Annotated in this window: 14 protein-coding genes; 9 read left to right on the top strand and 5 right to left on the bottom strand. The window is 51.4% G+C overall.

The features are described from left to right. Positions 1-6: 6 nt before the first annotated feature. From cyoA to P2W74_RS17295, 3 genes are all read right to left on the bottom strand, one after another. Positions 7-954, bottom strand: coding sequence for a cytochrome o ubiquinol oxidase subunit II (cyoA, locus tag P2W74_RS17305; protein ID WP_276292581.1), 948 nt, complete (start codon positions 952-954; stop codon positions 7-9). 456 nt (positions 955-1,410) lie between these two features. Further along, positions 1,411-2,886 (bottom strand): muropeptide MFS transporter AmpG, encoded by a 1,476-nt coding sequence (gene ampG / locus P2W74_RS17300; protein WP_276292580.1) that lies wholly within the window; start codon positions 2,884-2,886, stop codon positions 1,411-1,413. Between the two features lie 43 nt (positions 2,887-2,929). Continuing rightward, the gene (locus tag P2W74_RS17295; RefSeq protein WP_162378947.1) at positions 2,930-3,508 is read right to left on the bottom strand and encodes a lipoprotein; all 579 of its coding nucleotides are present in this window, start codon (positions 3,506-3,508) and stop codon (positions 2,930-2,932) included. A 319-nt stretch (positions 3,509-3,827) separates the two neighbouring features. Between P2W74_RS17295 and bolA the strand changes: the two genes are divergently transcribed. The 9 genes from bolA to P2W74_RS17250 all read left to right on the top strand — a co-directional run bounded on the left by bolA (position 3,828) and on the right by P2W74_RS17250 (position 14,183). Beyond that, positions 3,828-4,145, top strand: coding sequence for a transcriptional regulator BolA (gene bolA / locus P2W74_RS17290; protein ID WP_276292579.1), 318 nt, complete (start codon positions 3,828-3,830; stop codon positions 4,143-4,145). A 347-nt stretch (positions 4,146-4,492) separates the two neighbouring features. Beyond that, entirely contained in the window at positions 4,493-5,791 is a 1,299-nt protein-coding gene (gene tig, locus P2W74_RS17285) for a trigger factor (RefSeq protein WP_276292578.1), read from the top strand. A 247-nt stretch (positions 5,792-6,038) separates the two neighbouring features. Beyond that, the gene (gene clpP, locus P2W74_RS17280; protein ID WP_003021624.1) at positions 6,039-6,662 is read left to right on the top strand and encodes an ATP-dependent Clp endopeptidase proteolytic subunit ClpP; all 624 of its coding nucleotides are present in this window, start codon (positions 6,039-6,041) and stop codon (positions 6,660-6,662) included. Between the two features lie 126 nt (positions 6,663-6,788). Next, positions 6,789-8,063 (top strand): ATP-dependent protease ATP-binding subunit ClpX, encoded by a 1,275-nt coding sequence (gene clpX / locus P2W74_RS17275; protein ID WP_276292577.1) that lies wholly within the window; start codon positions 6,789-6,791, stop codon positions 8,061-8,063. Between the two features lie 184 nt (positions 8,064-8,247). After that, positions 8,248-10,602 carry an endopeptidase La gene (lon, locus tag P2W74_RS17270; protein ID WP_276292576.1) on the top strand — a complete coding sequence of 785 codons (2,355 nt, stop codon included), beginning with the start codon at positions 8,248-8,250 and terminating at the stop codon, positions 10,600-10,602. A gap of 208 nt (positions 10,603-10,810) precedes the next feature. Next, entirely contained in the window at positions 10,811-11,083 is a 273-nt protein-coding gene (hupB, locus tag P2W74_RS17265; protein ID WP_003021629.1) for a nucleoid-associated protein HU-beta, read from the top strand. Positions 11,084-11,285: 202 nt separating this feature from the next. Next, a complete protein-coding gene (ppiD, locus tag P2W74_RS17260) occupies positions 11,286-13,160 on the top strand; it encodes a peptidylprolyl isomerase (RefSeq protein ID WP_276292575.1) in 1,875 nt (624 codons plus the stop codon). A 145-nt stretch (positions 13,161-13,305) separates the two neighbouring features. Continuing rightward, the gene (locus tag P2W74_RS17255; protein ID WP_276292574.1) at positions 13,306-13,680 is read left to right on the top strand and encodes a helix-hairpin-helix domain-containing protein; all 375 of its coding nucleotides are present in this window, start codon (positions 13,306-13,308) and stop codon (positions 13,678-13,680) included. Positions 13,681-13,784: 104 nt separating this feature from the next. Beyond that, on the top strand, positions 13,785-14,183 hold the full coding sequence (locus P2W74_RS17250; RefSeq protein ID WP_276292573.1) for a YbgC/FadM family acyl-CoA thioesterase: 399 nt from the start codon (positions 13,785-13,787) through the stop codon (positions 14,181-14,183). 100 nt (positions 14,184-14,283) lie between these two features. Here the strand turns inward: P2W74_RS17250 and queC are convergent, their stop codons facing one another. Both queC and P2W74_RS17240 read right to left on the bottom strand, forming a co-directional pair. Further along, positions 14,284-14,979: a 7-cyano-7-deazaguanine synthase QueC gene (gene queC, locus P2W74_RS17245; protein WP_276292572.1), complete on the bottom strand. Its 696-nt coding sequence runs from the start codon at positions 14,977-14,979 to the stop codon at positions 14,284-14,286. A gap of 26 nt (positions 14,980-15,005) precedes the next feature. Beyond that, positions 15,006-16,742: an SgrR family transcriptional regulator gene (locus tag P2W74_RS17240; RefSeq protein WP_276292571.1), complete on the bottom strand. Its 1,737-nt coding sequence runs from the start codon at positions 16,740-16,742 to the stop codon at positions 15,006-15,008. Positions 16,743-16,836 lie beyond the last annotated feature (94 nt).

Raw genomic sequence — 16,836 nt, 5'->3', positions numbered from 1 at the left:
GGCCCCTTAGTGAGCGGATTCCGCGTGGCTCATGTCCATGCCTTCCATTCCTTCGTGTGAGCTGTGCTCACCTTCTGGTTGGGTCATGTCCATGCTCTTACCGTGAGCCATAAATTTGTTAATAACGTCTTTAAACAAATCCGGTTTCACGTTGGAGAAATATTCCACCTGGTTGTATTCGCTTGGTGCAGCCACTTTATCGAACGCAGCCATGTCGCTCATGGTGTTCGTGGACTGTTTCGCTTTAGCAACCCATTGGTCGAATTCGGCGCGGTCCTTTGTTGCGATAGCCTTGAACTTCATGCCGGAGAAGCCTGGTCCGCTGTAGCTTGCGGAAATACCATCATAGGTACCGACTTCGTTGGCGATCAGATGCAGTCGAGTCTGCATACCGGCCATGGCATAGATCTGGCTACCCAGACGCGGGATAAAGAAGGAGTTCATCACGGAGTTGGATGTCACTTTGAATTCAACCGGAGTGTTCGCCGGGAAGGCGATTTCATTCACGGTAGCGATACCCTGTTCCGGATAAATGAAGAACCATTTCCAGTCCATGGAAACCACTTCGATGGTAATGGGCTTCTCGTCATGCGCCAGCGGTTTGCTTGGCTCAAGTGCGTGAGTGGTTTTCCAGGTCAGTACGGCGAGGAAAATGATGATTAGAATAGGCACCGTCCAGACCACAGCTTCCACTTTATTGGAGTGTGACCAGTTCGGGCTATACTTCGCATCTTTATTGCTTGCACGGTACTTCCAGGCAAAACCAACAGCCATCAAGATGGCGGGAATAACGACAATCAACATCAGGCCAAATGCCGTCAGTATCAATGAACGTTGTTCCAGTCCAATCTGTCCTTTAGGGTCAAGCAGCGCAGAATTACAGCCACTGAGTAATGCAGTGCCTGCAATTAATGACAACCATCCCAAACTTTTATTGTATTTCCTGAGTCTCATTTAACGACCTCAATTCCACGGGACCGGGTGGCGTTTAAAGTGTGAGGGCATTTTACGGGAAGGTTACATTACTGTAAACATCATTGGATCTGTGTTGCCGGGTTCTGCCGTGCATGTCACATATGTTGCAATGTATGTCGGGTTGGCTTTAAGAACCTGTTGCAACATGACGTTATAACGAAAGTGGGTGATCCACTGAAGCAGGGAGGGCAATTGGTATAACCAATGTAAAAATAAAACAATTAATTAACAATTCATTATCAATAAATGGACAGTTAAAAACGAAAAATTAAAGACTCATCGGCTGAATCGTGTAAGGGAAATAGGGTGCGGTGAAATTGTCAATAATTTCCAAATTCTATTGAGCACAAAAGAACAAATATAATTTTTATCAACTGGTGGTTATTTGACCGTTATAATTACGGCATGTTATTACAACGGCAAATAATATTTTCTTTACAGCAAGCGTGTTTTCCGTAGCGCCAGATAATCGAGCAATCCGCCGAACACAATGCCGCACACGGCGACCACAACGCCCGTTTCCAGCATTGCAGGCAGGAACGAGAAATTGGTGTAATCTGCGGCATTCATTGTGAACAACAGCAGCCACACCGCCAGTAAGCAACAGCCTGTTGTCAGTGTGAGCAAGGCCAGACTATAGGCTCTGCGATATTCCGTTCGCGGAATAAAGTGTTCGCTTTCCCAACTGTGTTCCAGCGTTTGACGACAAACCAGCAGCAGCAGCAGCCCCGGAACGGCGGCAACGACGGAAAAAAGATAGAACGTTGGCCAGCCGTGGGCCTCTACAAACCAGCCCGCGACGGGGCCGACATAGACGCGGCCTACCGCAGAGAGCGCTGAGAGAAGGGCAAATTGGGTGGCTGAAAATGACTTGTTGCATAATGTCATGAGCAACGCGACAAATGCCGCCGTCCCCATACCGCCACACAGGTTTTCGAAAAACACGGCCGCGCCCATGCTGAACATGTGCTTATCGGTGACAGAGAGTAACCAATACCCGGCGTTTGAAGCGCCCTGAAGCATGCCGAAGATCAATAACGCGCGAAACAGCGAAAGACGCTGCATCAATACTCCGCCGTACAGCGCGCCGACAATCGTTGCCAGCAATCCCAGCGTTTTATTCACTACGCCAACTTCACCGGCGTCAAAACCGACGCCGCGAATCAAAAAGGTGGTGGTCAGGCTCATGGCGAAGGCATCGCCCAGTTTATAGAGCACGATGAGCAGCAAAATCAGCCAGGCGTTGTTGCGACCAAAAAAATCACGCAATGGCGCAGCGACCGCCTGTTCCAGCGTTTTGGGCACCGGGATGCTATCTGTGGGTTCGGGGGCGAGCAGTGTGGCAATAATGCAGGGGATCAGTAAGGCCGCCATCAGCCAGTACATGCCTTGCCAGCCGAGCCAGCGGTCTGCCATCCAGAGCGCCAGACCACCGGAAACCAACATGCCCAGGCGATAGCCCAACACGCTGATCGCCGCGCCAGTCCCGCGCTCTTCGGCGAGTAACACATCGGTTTTCCAGGCATCAAAAACAATATCCTGCGACGCCGAGCAGAAGGCGATAACAACCGCCAGCGCGGCCATCCAGCGCAATTGCGTACCGGGTTCCAGGAAACCCATTGCCGCAATTGAAATCAGCAACAGAAACTGTGTGGTGAGCAGCCAGCCGCGACGACGACCTAAAAAAGGCGGCGTGTAGCGGTCCATGATCGGCGACCAGAGAAACTTAAAAACGTAGGCCTGTCCCACTAAGGAAAAGAAACCAATGGTTTTAAGGTCGATGTTCTCAACGGTCATCCAGGCCTGAAGTGTGCCTGACGTCAACGCGAGAGGTAAACCGGAAGCGAACCCCAGAATCAACAGGATAGCGGAGCGCGGTTGCTGAAATATACGTAAATAGTGACTGGACATGGGCTTCTACGGGCCCGGCGTATGCCGGGCCTGAGGGCAGAAATTAACGGGCGTTCTGCTTAATGAAATCGTGAACGCTGGTGTCCTGAGACATATCAGCGATGGTGTCGGTCAGCACGCTGTTAACGGCGTCAGCGATATTTTTGTTAGAGGCCTGCAGTGCGCCTTCGACAGAGTAGCTGGCACGGTAGTTTTTGGTCATCTTGTTCCCGTTTGCCGCGGTCGCGATGATCGCGATGTCGGCTTTGGTCGCGATGTTGTAACGGACGCTGCCCTGAGAAACATCGGCGTACAGTTGGCTAACAATGATTTGCAGGTTAACCGGACCGTTCGGTCCTACCATGTAGCCGCGCGCGGTCATCTGTTTTTCCAGAACTTCTTGCAGCAAGAAACGCAGATCGCGGGAAGCGGTCAGGGTAACCATTTGGTTGTCGCGGGTCACTTTTGCCAGCGCCTGATCCGGACGCTGATCGGCGCCGTTAATGCTGACGGTAACTCCCATCAGACTCGGGTCCTGCTGCGGCAGGGAAATTTTGGGAGAGACATCAATCGTTGTTGGCGGTGTTGCGCATCCTGCCAGCATAACCAGAGCAACTAACGGAAAGAGGATTTTTTTTAACATGTTCGAACTCTCAGTGACTCTTAAGCGTGATAGAAATTAAGCGTGATAGAAAAAATTCACGCCATCATAACATCGCCAACGGCGAGGGGAAGAGCTCAACGCATGTAAATTCATTGCGTTGTCGGTTTTCTGACCCTCGGGGCACAATACCCGGGTTTTTAACAATCAAATGGGCAGATAAGTCAGTAAACTTCATACGTTTGAATGAGAAAATCAGACGAACGCTAAATTTTTGTTGTAAGAGTGTAATGGAAGCGGTAAAAGCGGCTAGTATTTAAAGGGATGGGTGACATCTCAGCGTTGTCGGAGGAGACATTTCATGATGATACGTGAGCAAATAGAAGAAAAATTAAGGACAACGTTCCAACCCGTGTTCCTTGAAGTTGTGGATGAAAGCTATCGTCACAATGTTCCGGCAGGCTCTGAAAGCCATTTTAAAGTTGTGCTGGTCAGCGATCGCTTCATTGGCGAACGTTTTCTTAATCGTCATCGGATGATTTACGGTACGTTAACGGCGGAACTCTCCACAACCGTACATGCGCTGGCACTGCATACCTACACCATAAAGGAGTGGGAAGGGTTGCACGATACGATCTTCGCATCGCCTCCTTGTCGTGGAGCGGGAAGCATCGCGTAGAAAAACGCATTTGCAACAGCTGACGCTTTTCCAGTATGTTGCTACAGATTATGTAAAAACGGCCTGCGGGCCGTTTTGTTTTGTCTGAATTTTGAACGGGTAGTGCAGTATTCAGACAAAAATTAGCCGGGAATTGTGAAAAAAGCCGCAGCAACGCGCGATAACCGTTCTCGACTCATAAAAGTGATGCCGCTATAATGCGGCGTCTTATTTTTCGGAATGTCTTCGGGATGATTCTGACGACAGGGAATGTGATTGATTAAGAGAACATCCCAGTTCCGCGAAGCCAACAACCTGTGCTTGCGGAGTAGAGTTGACCGAGCACTGTGATTTTTTGAGGTAACAAGATGCAAGTTTCAGTTGAAACCACTCAAGGCCTTGGCCGCCGTGTAACGATTACAATCGCTGCTGACAGCATCGAGACCGCTGTGAAAAGCGAGCTGGTCAACGTAGCGAAGAAAGTACGTATTGACGGCTTCCGTAAGGGCAAAGTACCGATGAATGTTGTTGCTCAGCGTTATGGCGCTTCTGTTCGCCAGGACGTTCTGGGTGATCTGATGAGCCGTCACTTCGTTGACGCGATCATCAAAGAAAAAATCAACCCGGCTGGTGCTCCGAACTATGTTCCGGGAGAATACAAGCTGGGCGAAGACTTCACCTACGCGGTAGAATTTGAAGTCTATCCGGAAGTCGAGCTGACTGGTCTGGACGCAATCGAAGTTGAAAAACCGGTTGTTGAAGTGACCGACGCTGACGTTGATGTGATGCTGGATACTCTGCGTAAGCAGCAGGCGACCTGGAAAGACAAAGACGGCGCTGTTGATGCAGAAGACCGTGTTACTGTCGATTTCACCGGTTCTGTAGACGGTGAAGAATTCGAAGGCGGCAAAGCGACTGACTTCGTACTGGCGATGGGCCAGGGTCGTATGATCCCGGGCTTTGAAGACGGTATCAAAGGTCACAAAGCGGGCGAAGAGTTCACCATCGACGTGACCTTCCCGGAAGAATACCACGCTGAAAACCTGAAAGGTAAAGCGGCTAAATTCGTTATCAACCTGAAAAAAGTTGAAGAGCGTGAGCTGCCGGAACTGACTGCTGAATTCATCAAACGTTTCGGCGTTGAAGATGGTTCCGTAGAAGGTCTGCGTGCTGAAGTTCGTAAAAACATGGATCGCGAGCTGAAAGGCGCGGTACGTAACCGTGTTAAATCTCAGGCTATCGAAGGTCTGGTAAAAGCGAATGACATCGATGTTCCTGCTGCACTGATCGACAGCGAAATCGACGTTCTGCGTCGTCAGGCTGCTCAGCGTTTCGGCGGCAACGAGAAACAAGCTCTGGAACTGCCGCGTGAACTGTTCGAAGAACAGGCTAAGCGCCGCGTTGTTGTTGGCCTGCTGCTGGGCGAAGTGATTCGTACCAACGAGCTGAAAGCTGACGAAGAGCGTGTTAAAGGCCTGATCGAAGAGATGGCTTCCGCTTACGAAGATCCGACAGAAGTTGTTGAGTTCTACAGCAAAAACAAAGAGCTGATGGACAACATGCGTAACGTCGCTCTGGAAGAACAAGCTGTTGAAGCCGTTCTGGCGAAAGCGAATGTGACTGAAAAAGCCACTTCCTTCAACGAGCTGATGAACCAGCAGGCGTAATTCGTTGCTTAATTAGCACGAAATTCGCACAAAAGCCCGTCACCGCCCGGTGGCGGGCTTTTTTTTGTCACGCATTTTGCATGGGAAGAGTGCGAAAACAGCGTTTCAGTGTTAGCGTTACAACAAAAGATTGTTATGCTTGAATTATGGCGATGCCGTACCCATAACAGAGGGACTAGCTGATAATCCGTCCATAAGGTTACAATCGGTACAGCAGGTTTTTTCATTTTTTATCCAGGAGACGGAAATGTCATACAGCGGCGAACGAGATAACTTTGCACCCCATATGGCGCTGGTGCCGATGGTCATTGAACAGACTTCACGTGGTGAGCGCTCTTTTGATATCTATTCTCGTCTACTTAAGGAACGTGTCATTTTTCTGACCGGCCAGGTTGAAGACCACATGGCTAACCTGATTGTGGCGCAGATGCTGTTCCTGGAAGCGGAAAACCCGGAAAAAGATATCTATCTGTACATCAACTCCCCTGGTGGGGTGATTACCGCAGGGATGTCTATCTATGACACCATGCAGTTCATTAAGCCGGATGTCAGCACCATTTGTATGGGCCAGGCGGCCTCAATGGGCGCGTTCTTGCTGACTGCAGGCGCAAAAGGTAAACGTTTCTGCCTGCCGAATTCTCGCGTCATGATCCACCAGCCTCTGGGCGGTTACCAGGGCCAGGCGACGGATATTGAAATTCATGCCCGTGAAATTCTGAAAGTGAAAGGGCGCATGAATGAACTTATGGCGCACCATACGGGTCAATCTCTTGAGCAGATTGAACGTGATACTGAGCGCGATCGCTTCCTCTCCGCTTCTGAAGCGGTGGAGTATGGATTAGTCGACTCGATTTTGACCCATCGTAATTGATGCCCAGGGCGCAAGTGTACCGCTATAATATCTAAGGGCGGCACAACGCTGATAAGCGGCTTGCGCCTGAGAATGGCATTTGCGTCGTCGTGTGCGGCACAAAGAACAAAGAAGAGGTTTTGACTCATGACAGATAAACGCAAAGATGGCTCGGGCAAATTGTTGTACTGCTCTTTTTGCGGCAAAAGCCAGCATGAAGTGCGTAAGCTGATCGCCGGTCCATCCGTGTATATCTGCGACGAATGTGTTGATTTATGTAACGACATCATTCGCGAAGAGATTAAGGAAGTGGCACCGCACCGTGAGCGTAGTGCGCTGCCGACGCCGCATGAAATTCGCAATCACCTGGACGATTATGTTATCGGCCAGGAGCAGGCGAAAAAAGTGCTGGCGGTCGCGGTATACAACCATTACAAACGTCTGCGTAACGGCGACACCAGCAATGGCGTCGAGTTGGGCAAAAGTAACATTCTGCTGATTGGTCCAACGGGTTCCGGGAAAACGTTGCTGGCCGAAACGCTGGCGCGCCTGTTGGACGTACCGTTCACCATGGCAGATGCCACCACCCTGACCGAAGCGGGTTATGTGGGTGAGGATGTTGAGAACATCATTCAGAAGCTGTTGCAGAAATGCGACTACGACGTGCAGAAAGCGCAGCGCGGTATTGTCTACATCGATGAAATCGACAAGATTTCTCGTAAATCAGACAACCCGTCTATTACCCGTGACGTTTCCGGTGAAGGCGTACAGCAGGCACTGTTGAAACTGATCGAAGGGACGGTTGCCGCGGTTCCGCCGCAGGGCGGTCGTAAACACCCGCAGCAGGAATTCTTGCAGGTTGATACCTCTAAGATTCTGTTTATCTGCGGCGGTGCGTTTGCGGGGCTGGATAAGGTTATCTCCCATCGTGTGGAAACCGGGTCGGGCATTGGTTTTAGCGCGACGGTGAAAGCCAAGTCTGATAAGGCGAGCGAAGGCGAACTGCTGTCGCAGGTTGAGCCAGAAGATCTGATCAAATTTGGTCTGATCCCTGAGTTCATTGGGCGTTTGCCGGTGGTTGCAACGCTGAACGAACTGAGCGAAGAAGCGCTGATCCAAATTCTGAAAGAGCCGAAAAACGCGCTGACCAAGCAGTATCAGGCGCTGTTTAACCTCGAAGGTGTGGATTTAGAGTTCCGTGATGAAGCGCTGGACGCTATCGCCCGTAAAGCAATGGCGCGTAAAACGGGGGCGCGTGGTCTGCGTTCTATCGTAGAAGCCGCTCTGCTCGACACGATGTACGATCTGCCTTCAATGGAAGATGTTGAAAAAGTGGTGATCGATGAGTCCGTCATCGGCGGCCAGAGCAAGCCGTTGCTGATTTATGGTAAGCCAGAAGCGCAGCAAGCATCTGGTGAATAATTAACCACTTCATACAATCAGTTAATCAAAAAGGGGGGATTTTATCCCCCCTTTTATTTTTCCTGTAAACACGCCGTTGAATGTGTGGGAAACATCCCCATATACTGCTTACATGTTAATGGTCGTGTGAAACACAGTCACATAACCAGATTACCTGGCGGACACTAAACTAAGAGAGAGCTCTATGAATCCTGAGCGTTCTGAACGCATTGAAATCCCCGTATTGCCGTTGCGCGATGTGGTGGTTTATCCGCACATGGTCATACCCTTATTTGTAGGGCGGGAAAAATCTATCCGTTGTCTGGAAGCGGCTATGGACCATGATAAAAAAATCATGCTGGTCGCCCAGAAAGAAGCATCAACGGATGAGCCGGGTGTAAACGATCTTTTCACCGTCGGGACCGTGGCCTCTATTTTGCAAATGCTGAAACTGCCTGACGGTACCGTAAAGGTACTGGTTGAGGGGTTACAGCGCGCGCGTATTTCTGCCCTGTCTGACAATGGCGAGCATTTCTCTGCGAAGGCAGAGTACCTTGAGTCGCCAGCCATTGACGAGCGCGAGCAGGAAGTGCTGGTACGCACCGCGATTAGCCAGTTCGAAGGCTACATCAAACTGAACAAAAAAATTCCGCCAGAAGTGCTTACATCGCTCAATAGTATTGACGATCCTGCCCGTCTGGCTGACACCATCGCTGCACACATGCCGCTGAAACTGGCAGACAAGCAATCCGTGCTGGAAATGTCCGACGTCAACGAACGTCTGGAATATCTGATGGCGATGATGGAGTCCGAAATCGATCTGCTGCAGGTTGAGAAGCGTATTCGCAACCGTGTGAAAAAGCAGATGGAGAAATCCCAGCGCGAGTACTATCTGAACGAGCAAATGAAAGCCATTCAGAAAGAACTCGGCGAAATGGACGACGCGCCGGATGAAAACGAAGCGCTGAAACGCAAAATCGACGCGGCGAAAATGCCGAAAGAGGCAAAGGAGAAAGCGGAAGCAGAACTGCAGAAGCTGAAAATGATGTCTCCGATGTCGGCAGAAGCGACCGTGGTGCGCGGCTACATCGACTGGATGGTGCAGGTACCGTGGAATGCGCGTAGCAAGGTCAAAAAAGATCTGCGTCAGGCGCAGGAAATCCTCGACACCGATCATTACGGTCTGGAGCGAGTGAAAGACCGCATCCTTGAGTATCTTGCGGTACAAAGCCGTGTGAACAAAATCAAGGGGCCAATCCTGTGTCTGGTTGGACCGCCGGGGGTAGGTAAAACCTCTTTGGGTCAGTCTATTGCGAAAGCGACCGGTCGCAAATACATCCGTATGGCGCTGGGCGGCGTGCGTGATGAAGCTGAAATTCGCGGTCACCGTCGTACGTACATCGGTTCTATGCCGGGCAAACTGATCCAGAAAATGGCGAAAGTGGGGGTTAAAAACCCGCTGTTCCTGCTTGATGAAATCGACAAAATGTCGTCTGACATGCGTGGCGATCCTGCTTCCGCACTGCTTGAGGTGCTGGATCCTGAGCAGAACGTGGCGTTCAGCGATCACTACCTGGAAGTGGACTACGATCTCAGTGACGTGATGTTTGTCGCGACCTCTAACTCCATGAACATTCCGGCGCCGCTGCTGGATCGTATGGAAGTGATCCGTCTGTCCGGTTATACCGAAGACGAGAAGCTGAACATTGCGAAGCGTCATCTGCTGCCGAAGCAAATTGAACGTAACGCACTGAAAAAAGGCGAACTGACGGTCGATGATAGCGCCATTATTGGCATTATTCGTTACTACACCCGTGAAGCGGGCGTGCGTAGTCTGGAGCGTGAAATCTCCAAACTGTGTCGTAAAGCCGTTAAGCAGTTACTGCTGGATAAGTCACTGAAACACATTGTGATCAATGGCGACAATCTGCACGATTACCTCGGCGTACAGCGCTTCGACTATGGTCGCGCGGACAGCGAAAATCGCGTGGGTCAGGTGACGGGGCTGGCATGGACCGAAGTGGGCGGCGATCTGCTGACCATCGAAACGGCCTGCGTACCGGGTAAAGGGAAACTCACCTATACGGGTTCTCTGGGCGAAGTCATGCAGGAGTCCATTCAGGCTGCGTTGACCGTGGTGCGCGCGCGAGCGGAAAAACTGGGGATTAATCCGGACTTTTACGAGAAACGCGACATCCACGTTCACGTGCCAGAAGGTGCGACGCCGAAAGACGGTCCGAGTGCCGGTATTGCGATGTGTACAGCCCTGGTTTCCTGTCTGACCGGTAACCCGGTTCGCGCTGATGTGGCAATGACCGGTGAGATCACCCTGCGTGGTCAGGTGCTGCCTATCGGTGGTTTGAAAGAAAAACTGCTGGCCGCACACCGTGGCGGGATTAAAACCGTGTTAATTCCTGACGAAAATAAACGTGACCTGGAAGAGATTCCGGACAACGTCATTGCGGATCTTGATATTCACCCGGTGAAACGTATTGAGGAAGTTCTGGCGCTTGCGCTGCAAAATGAACCCTCTGGAATACAAGTTGTAACCGCAAAATAGTGACCTCGCGCAAAGAGCGCTAATAAAAACAGGGCTGGCAGGCTATTTCGGACTTGCCAGCCTTTTTTTGTATCGCTAACTTAGATGTTGAATTAGGCTTGCCATCATTAACGGGTGTTGTAAGGGCATGGCAGGCCTGATATAACTGCTGCGCGGTCGCACTTTGAAGGATTCAGGTGCGATATAAATTATAAAGAGGAAGAGAAGAGTGAATAAATCTCAACTGATCGACAAAATTGCTGCAGGGGCTGATATCTCTAAGGCTGCGGCTGGACGTGCGTTAGATGCAATTATTGCTTCTGTTACTGAATCTCTGAAAGAAGGGGATGATGTTGCACTGGTAGGTTTTGGTACTTTTGCTGTTAAAGAGCGTGCTGCCCGTACTGGTCGCAACCCGCAAACAGGTAAAGAGATCACCATCGCTGCTGCTAAAGTGCCGGGTTTCCGTGCAGGTAAAGCGCTGAAAGACGCGGTAAACTAAGAGTGATCCCCCCAGGGGATGTGACAAAGTACAAGGGCGCATCATCAGATGTGCCTTTTTTATTTGTGATCCGGGACTTTCTACACGTTGTGGGCTGACAATTGCCCCCGTTTCTTGTCACAATAGGCCTTTCCGCGCAGCGTTCTGGAAACGCTATGCTGCGTGAGGTTATACATCACCTACAGCGGAGTGTGGTTACACCATGATGGACAGCTTACGCACGGCTGCTAACAGTCTCGTGCTCAAGATTATTTTCGGTATCATTATCGTGTCGTTCATTTTGACCGGCGTGAGTGGTTACCTGATTGGCGGAAGCAATAACTACGCCGCAAAAGTGAATGGCCAGGAAATCAGCCGCGGGCAGTTTGAGAATGCGTTTAACAATGAACGCAACCGCATGCAGCAACAGTTAGGCGATCAGTTCTCTGAACTGGCGGCGAACGAAAGCTACATGAAAACGCTGCGTCAGCAGACGCTGAACCGTCTTATCGACGAAGCGCTGCTGGACCAGTATTCACGCGAACTCAAACTGAATATCAGCGATGAGCAGGTCAAGCAGGCTATCTTCGCAACGCCGGCCTTCCAGGTCGACGGTAAATTTGATAACAACCGCTACAATGCGATTGTTAACAAGATGGGAATGACGGCCGATCAGTACGCGCAGGCGCTGCGTAACCAACTGACGACGCAACAGGTGATCAACGGCGTTGCAGGCACCGAGTTTATGCTGAAGGGCGAAACTGATGAACTGGCGGAATTGGTTGCCCAGCAGCGTGTCGTTCGTGAAGCGACGATCGATGTGAATGCCCTGGCGGCGAAGCAGCAGGTGACCGATCAAGAAGTTTCCAGCTACTACGAGCAGAATAAAAATAGCTTTATGATGCCGGAGCAGTTCCGTGTGAGCTACATCAAGCTGGATGCTGCTGCGATGCAGGAGACGGCCAGCGATGCCGATATCCAGGCTTATTATGACCAGCACCAGGATCAGTTCACTCAGCCGCAGCGTAACCGTTACAGCATCATTCAGACCAAAACGGAAGATGACGCGAAAGCGGTACTGGATGCGCTGAACAAAGGCGGTGATTTTGCTGCTCTGGCGAAAGAGAAATCCGCTGACATCATTTCGGCCCGTAACGGTGGCGATATGGGGTGGCTGGAAGATGCCACGACCCCGGATGAGCTGAAAAATGCCGGCCTGAAAGAAAAAGGTCAGTTGTCCGGCGTCATCAAATCGTCTGTCGGTTATCTGGTGGCTCGTCTGGATGACATCCAGCCTGCGAAAGTCAAACCGCTGAGCGAAGCGCGTAACGACATTGCCGCGAAAGTGAAGCAAGAAAAAGCGTTGGATGCGTACTATGCGTTGCAGCAGAAAGTGAGCGACGCGGCGAGCAATGACAACGAATCTCTGGCTGGCGCAGAACAGGCCGCTGGCATGAAAGCCGTTGAGACAGGCTGGTTCAACCGCGACAGCTTGCCGGAAGAACTGAATTTCAAACCGGTTTCTGATGCGATCTTTAATGGTGGCCTGGTGGGGCAGAACGGTACGCCGGGTAACAACTCCGACATCATCACTGTTGATGGCGATCGTGCCTTTATACTGCGTGTTGCCGAGCACAAAGCAGAAGCGGTTAAACCGCTGGCTGAGGTGAAGGAACAGGTAACTGCGCTGGTTAAGCACAACAAAGCGGTACAACAGGCAAAACTGGATGCGGACAAACTGCTGGTTGAGCTGAAAGCCGGTAAAGGCGATGAGGCGATGAAAGCAGCTGGTCTGAGCTTTGGTGAGTCTAAAACGCTGAGCCGTACGGGTCAGGATCCGGTAAGTCAGGCCGCGTTTGGTCTGAGCCTGCCAGCGAAAGATAAGCCCGTCTACGGTGTTGCCAATGACATGCAGGGCAACGTGGTTCTGCTGGCGCTGGATGCCGTGAAAGCGGGCTCAATGCCGGAAGAACAGAAAAAAGCGATGGTTCAGGGGATCACCCAGAATAACGCTCAAATTGTCTTTGAAGCACTGATGAGTAACCTGCGTAAAGCGGCGAAAATTAAAGTGGGTGATGCGCTGGAACAGCAGCAGTAATCGAGACGCTTCGCAAAAATTTGCAAAAAGTTGTAATCCCCAAAGGCCGCTTTCGCGGCCTTTTCCATTTCTGATATTTGCCATTTGTTCCTGTTTCTTCGCCCCGTTATCGTGGCTTCGCTGTTAATAAACAAGGAGAAACAGTATGAAACGTGGAATCAAAACTTTGCTGGTAGCGCTGTCCCTGACCTGTACTGGCGTGACAGGCGGCGCGCTGGCCGCAGAGTCAGCGGCAAAAAGTCCGGCAGTACAAACTAAGGCTGAGGCACCTGCTACGGCGCAAACTAAAGCGTCAGTCCCTGCGAAAGCCAGTGATGAAGAGGGTACCCGGGTGAGTATTAATACCGCTTCAGCAGAGGAGTTAGCGCGGGCAATGAATGGCGTTGGGCTGAAAAAGGCGCAGGCCATCGTCAGCTACCGGGAAGAGTACGGCCCGTTTAAAACGGTTGATGATTTAAAACAGGTGCCTGGGATGGGGAGTTCGCTGGTGGAACGTAACCTGGCGGTTTTAACACTTTAATAACTTGCGTAGTGGCAAAAATTTGCCATGCTATAGAGGTCATACCAGTTGTGACCTCTATACAGTCGTCTTACCGATAAAAACACACTAAGGTTCCTGCCCCTATGCAAACACAGATTAAAGTCCGTGGTTATCATCTCGATGTCTACCAGCATGTCAACAATGCCCGCTATCTTGAGTTTCTGGAAGAGGCGCGCTGGGACGGCCTGGAAAACAGCGACAGCTTTCAGTGGATGACGGCCCATAACATCGCTTTTGTGGTGGTAAACATCAATATTAACTACCGTCGCCCGGCGGTGCTGAGTGACCTGCTGACCGTGACCAGTCAGGTGCAGCAAATCAACGGTAAGAGCGGTGTGTTAAGTCAGATCATTACGTTGGAGCCAGAAGGGCAAGTCGTGGTGGATGCGCAGATTACTTTTGTGTGTATTGATTTGAAAACGCAAAAAGCGCTGCCTTTGGAGGGAGAGTTACGCGAAAAGCTGGAACAAATGGTTAAGTAAGGCGTGATTGCCTGATGGCGCTTTGCTTACAGGCCTACGGGATCATGATTCGTAGGCCGGATAAGATGTTTACGCCGTCACCCGGCAAAACCGACAGAAATTACTTCAGTCCGGTTTTCTGCTTCATCGCCGCCATCACCGCAGGTTTATCCGCCAGATAATGGGTCAGTCCGTTGGCTCGCAGGGTACAGGCAGCACACTGCCCACAGCCGTCGCCTTTGATCCCGTTATAGCAGGTCAACGTCTCCTGACGTACGAGATCCAGTTTGCCCCAGTAATCAGCCAGCGCCCAGGTTTCGGCTTTATCAATCCACATTAACGGCGTTTCAAAGCGGATATCCTTTGCCATACCCAAGCTGACAGCGTGATTTAGCGCTTTGACAAACTCATCGCGGCAATCGGGATAACCGGAAAAATCCGTTTCACAAACACCGGTGATCACGGCCTCGGCCTTTACCTGGTAGGCGTAGATGGCCGCCAGCGTCAAAAACAGAATATTGCGCCCTGGCACGAAGGTGTTGGGAATGCCATCCGCGTCCGGTTCGTAGTCCGGCACAGGAATGTTGTCGCGAGTCAGGCTGCTGATCGCCAGTTCGTTCAGTAGCGTTACATCGAGCACTTTGTGCGAACGCGCGCCGAGTTTTAAGGCCAGGTCACGTGCGACATCAATCTCAGCACGATGGCGCTGACCATAATCAAAGGTGACGCAATGGACTTCATCATATTGATGCAGCGCTTGCGCCAGGCAGGTTGTGGAGTCCTGACCCCCACTGAATACTACGACGGCACGTTTCATGGCTTATCCTGACAAATGATAAAACGCTATGGTAGCGTCTGAGGGGGACGCCGACCAGCTTCTTCATTGCGAGGGGGAGGAAGCCATGCTTCGGTGAAGTCAAACCAGCCACGTGCGTTCAGTCGGACCCCATTGACGCCCGGCGGCGCGCTAATGCGATAGTGGTAATTGAAGAGCGGTGTGAGGGTGGCATCATTCATCAGATTTGCGAACACCAGCGCAAGTGCGGCATAACGATCGCCCTCGTCGGGCTGAATCTGTAGCGCATCCAGCGTTGCCTGTAGATGGGAAAAGGCCGGAGCGTCTAAGACATGCGGCCAGAGCTGATCGCAGCGTAGCCATTGCTCAAGCGTGTACTCTGGCGCTTCGCCAATGAGTCTGTCGCCCATCATCAAATCGGCATCCGCCAGAACAGCGCTGTTGTCCCAGTTCTTAGCATTATGAAAAATAATCGTTAATTCACAGCCGAGCGTGGCCAGATAGTGCTTGAGCTGTTCTGCCATGGTATGCAGTTCAACGGGCAGATGGTAGACCAGCGTGAGCCTTGCCGGCAGTTCCACCTCATCCAGACTTTCCCACTGGGGCATGGTCCAGTCGGGTAACAATGCCTGGCTCGGCGTAATCAAATTTTCATCAACAGGCAGCGTTTGCAGTAGCGATGTGTGATGGATGATATCCACCAATCTTCTCGCCTGTTGCAGATTCAGCCTCGGTCCTTTCTTGAGTGTTAAATAGCAAAATCCGAGGCTGATACCGCTGCTCACCTGGCTGAGCGTGGTCAGTTCTTCTCGTTTCCCGATTGCTATCTGCACTGGGTGACGACAACTGGTCCCCAGGTCTTGTGCGAAAAGCTGCGGTGTTATCCAGTATTCAACCGTCTTTAGCAGCGGGTGGCTCCGATGAAAATGATCGTGACTTTCCAGGCGGACCAGCTCCGGCGTAAATAACGCCAGCCGGAAAGGACCGGTACCGACCAGCGGTTGCTGTGGATGTGACAGATGGCTGCAGTAGCTCGCCAGACGGTGCGCCAGCCAGTAATCAGGTCGATGCAGAATGAATGTCAGACATTGCGGATGGCTGATCTCAATACGCTTCACGCTAATGAACAACTTATTGAGCGCCGGGAGGTTGAGTAGCATGAGCAGCCGTTCATGTAGCTGCGAGGTTGCCACCACATCGCCATTGTGCCAGTAAAGTGTCGAGCGAATATAAAAATCCCAGCGTAAACCGTCGGGGGAGATATCCCAGTGATGCGCCAGGTCTCCGCAAGGGCGTTGATTATGACTGTCGAAGCGGGTTAATCCGGAGAAAATTTGTCCGGCAAGATGTTGTTCCGCGCGTCCGGGGAGGAATCCCGGATGGAGCGGATCAAGAGGACGATAATAGGGAATACGCAGCGTCGGCGTATCGTTTTGCCATTGCCCGCCCATAAACGGTTGCAACATTGCGCGCAGTTCACCAGGCGCTAACTGCGCCAGCGCCAGCACATTGAGTTGCTGCCCTTTCTCCAGCGCTTGCTCCATCATGGTATTGCGCAATGATTCCGGCGTGACCAAAAAACGGAGCTGCCCGCGTTTTCCACGCCCGGACTGCGACTCCCACGTCAGCCATCCTGCTTCCTGCGACTGGCGAAGCAGCGTCCGCACATGACGTTCGCTACAAAAACAGCGTTCTGCCAGTTCGCTCACTGTGACAAACTGAGGTTCACCGGCGGAAGGTTGCCAGAGGCGCTGGTATTGCTTGAGTCGATTGAGAAGTCGCATAAACCCGGAACAATTCCTTTTATCTATTCACTATTACTTCCGTATATCTCAGGTGATACTGAACCACAAGTTAACCGTGTCACAAAGTGGAGAA

The sequence above is a fragment of the Citrobacter enshiensis genome (assembly GCF_029338175.1).
Taxonomy (GTDB): Bacteria; Pseudomonadota; Gammaproteobacteria; order Enterobacterales; family Enterobacteriaceae; genus Citrobacter_D; species Citrobacter_D enshiensis.
This window is presented reverse-complemented; position numbering and strand designations above follow the sequence as displayed.

What these genes read in the sequence shown, in the direction of transcription:
- cyoA (WP_276292581.1), bottom strand. Translation starts at nt 954, where the DNA reads ATGAGACTCAGGAAATACAATAAAAGTTTGGGATGGTTGTCATTAATT.
- ampG (WP_276292580.1), bottom strand. Translation starts at nt 2,886, where the DNA reads ATGTCCAGTCACTATTTACGTATATTTCAGCAACCGCGCTCCGCTATC.
- P2W74_RS17295 (WP_162378947.1), bottom strand. Translation starts at nt 3,508, where the DNA reads ATGTTAAAAAAAATCCTCTTTCCGTTAGTTGCTCTGGTTATGCTGGCA.
- bolA (WP_276292579.1), top strand. Translation starts at nt 3,828, where the DNA reads ATGATGATACGTGAGCAAATAGAAGAAAAATTAAGGACAACGTTCCAA.
- tig (WP_276292578.1), top strand. Translation starts at nt 4,493, where the DNA reads ATGCAAGTTTCAGTTGAAACCACTCAAGGCCTTGGCCGCCGTGTAACG.
- clpP (WP_003021624.1), top strand. Translation starts at nt 6,039, where the DNA reads ATGTCATACAGCGGCGAACGAGATAACTTTGCACCCCATATGGCGCTG.
- clpX (WP_276292577.1), top strand. Translation starts at nt 6,789, where the DNA reads ATGACAGATAAACGCAAAGATGGCTCGGGCAAATTGTTGTACTGCTCT.
- lon (WP_276292576.1), top strand. Translation starts at nt 8,248, where the DNA reads ATGAATCCTGAGCGTTCTGAACGCATTGAAATCCCCGTATTGCCGTTG.
- ppiD (WP_276292575.1), top strand. Translation starts at nt 11,286, where the DNA reads ATGATGGACAGCTTACGCACGGCTGCTAACAGTCTCGTGCTCAAGATT.
- P2W74_RS17255 (WP_276292574.1), top strand. Translation starts at nt 13,306, where the DNA reads ATGAAACGTGGAATCAAAACTTTGCTGGTAGCGCTGTCCCTGACCTGT.
- P2W74_RS17250 (WP_276292573.1), top strand. Translation starts at nt 13,785, where the DNA reads ATGCAAACACAGATTAAAGTCCGTGGTTATCATCTCGATGTCTACCAG.
- queC (WP_276292572.1), bottom strand. Translation starts at nt 14,979, where the DNA reads ATGAAACGTGCCGTCGTAGTATTCAGTGGGGGTCAGGACTCCACAACC.
- P2W74_RS17240 (WP_276292571.1), bottom strand. Translation starts at nt 16,742, where the DNA reads ATGCGACTTCTCAATCGACTCAAGCAATACCAGCGCCTCTGGCAACCT.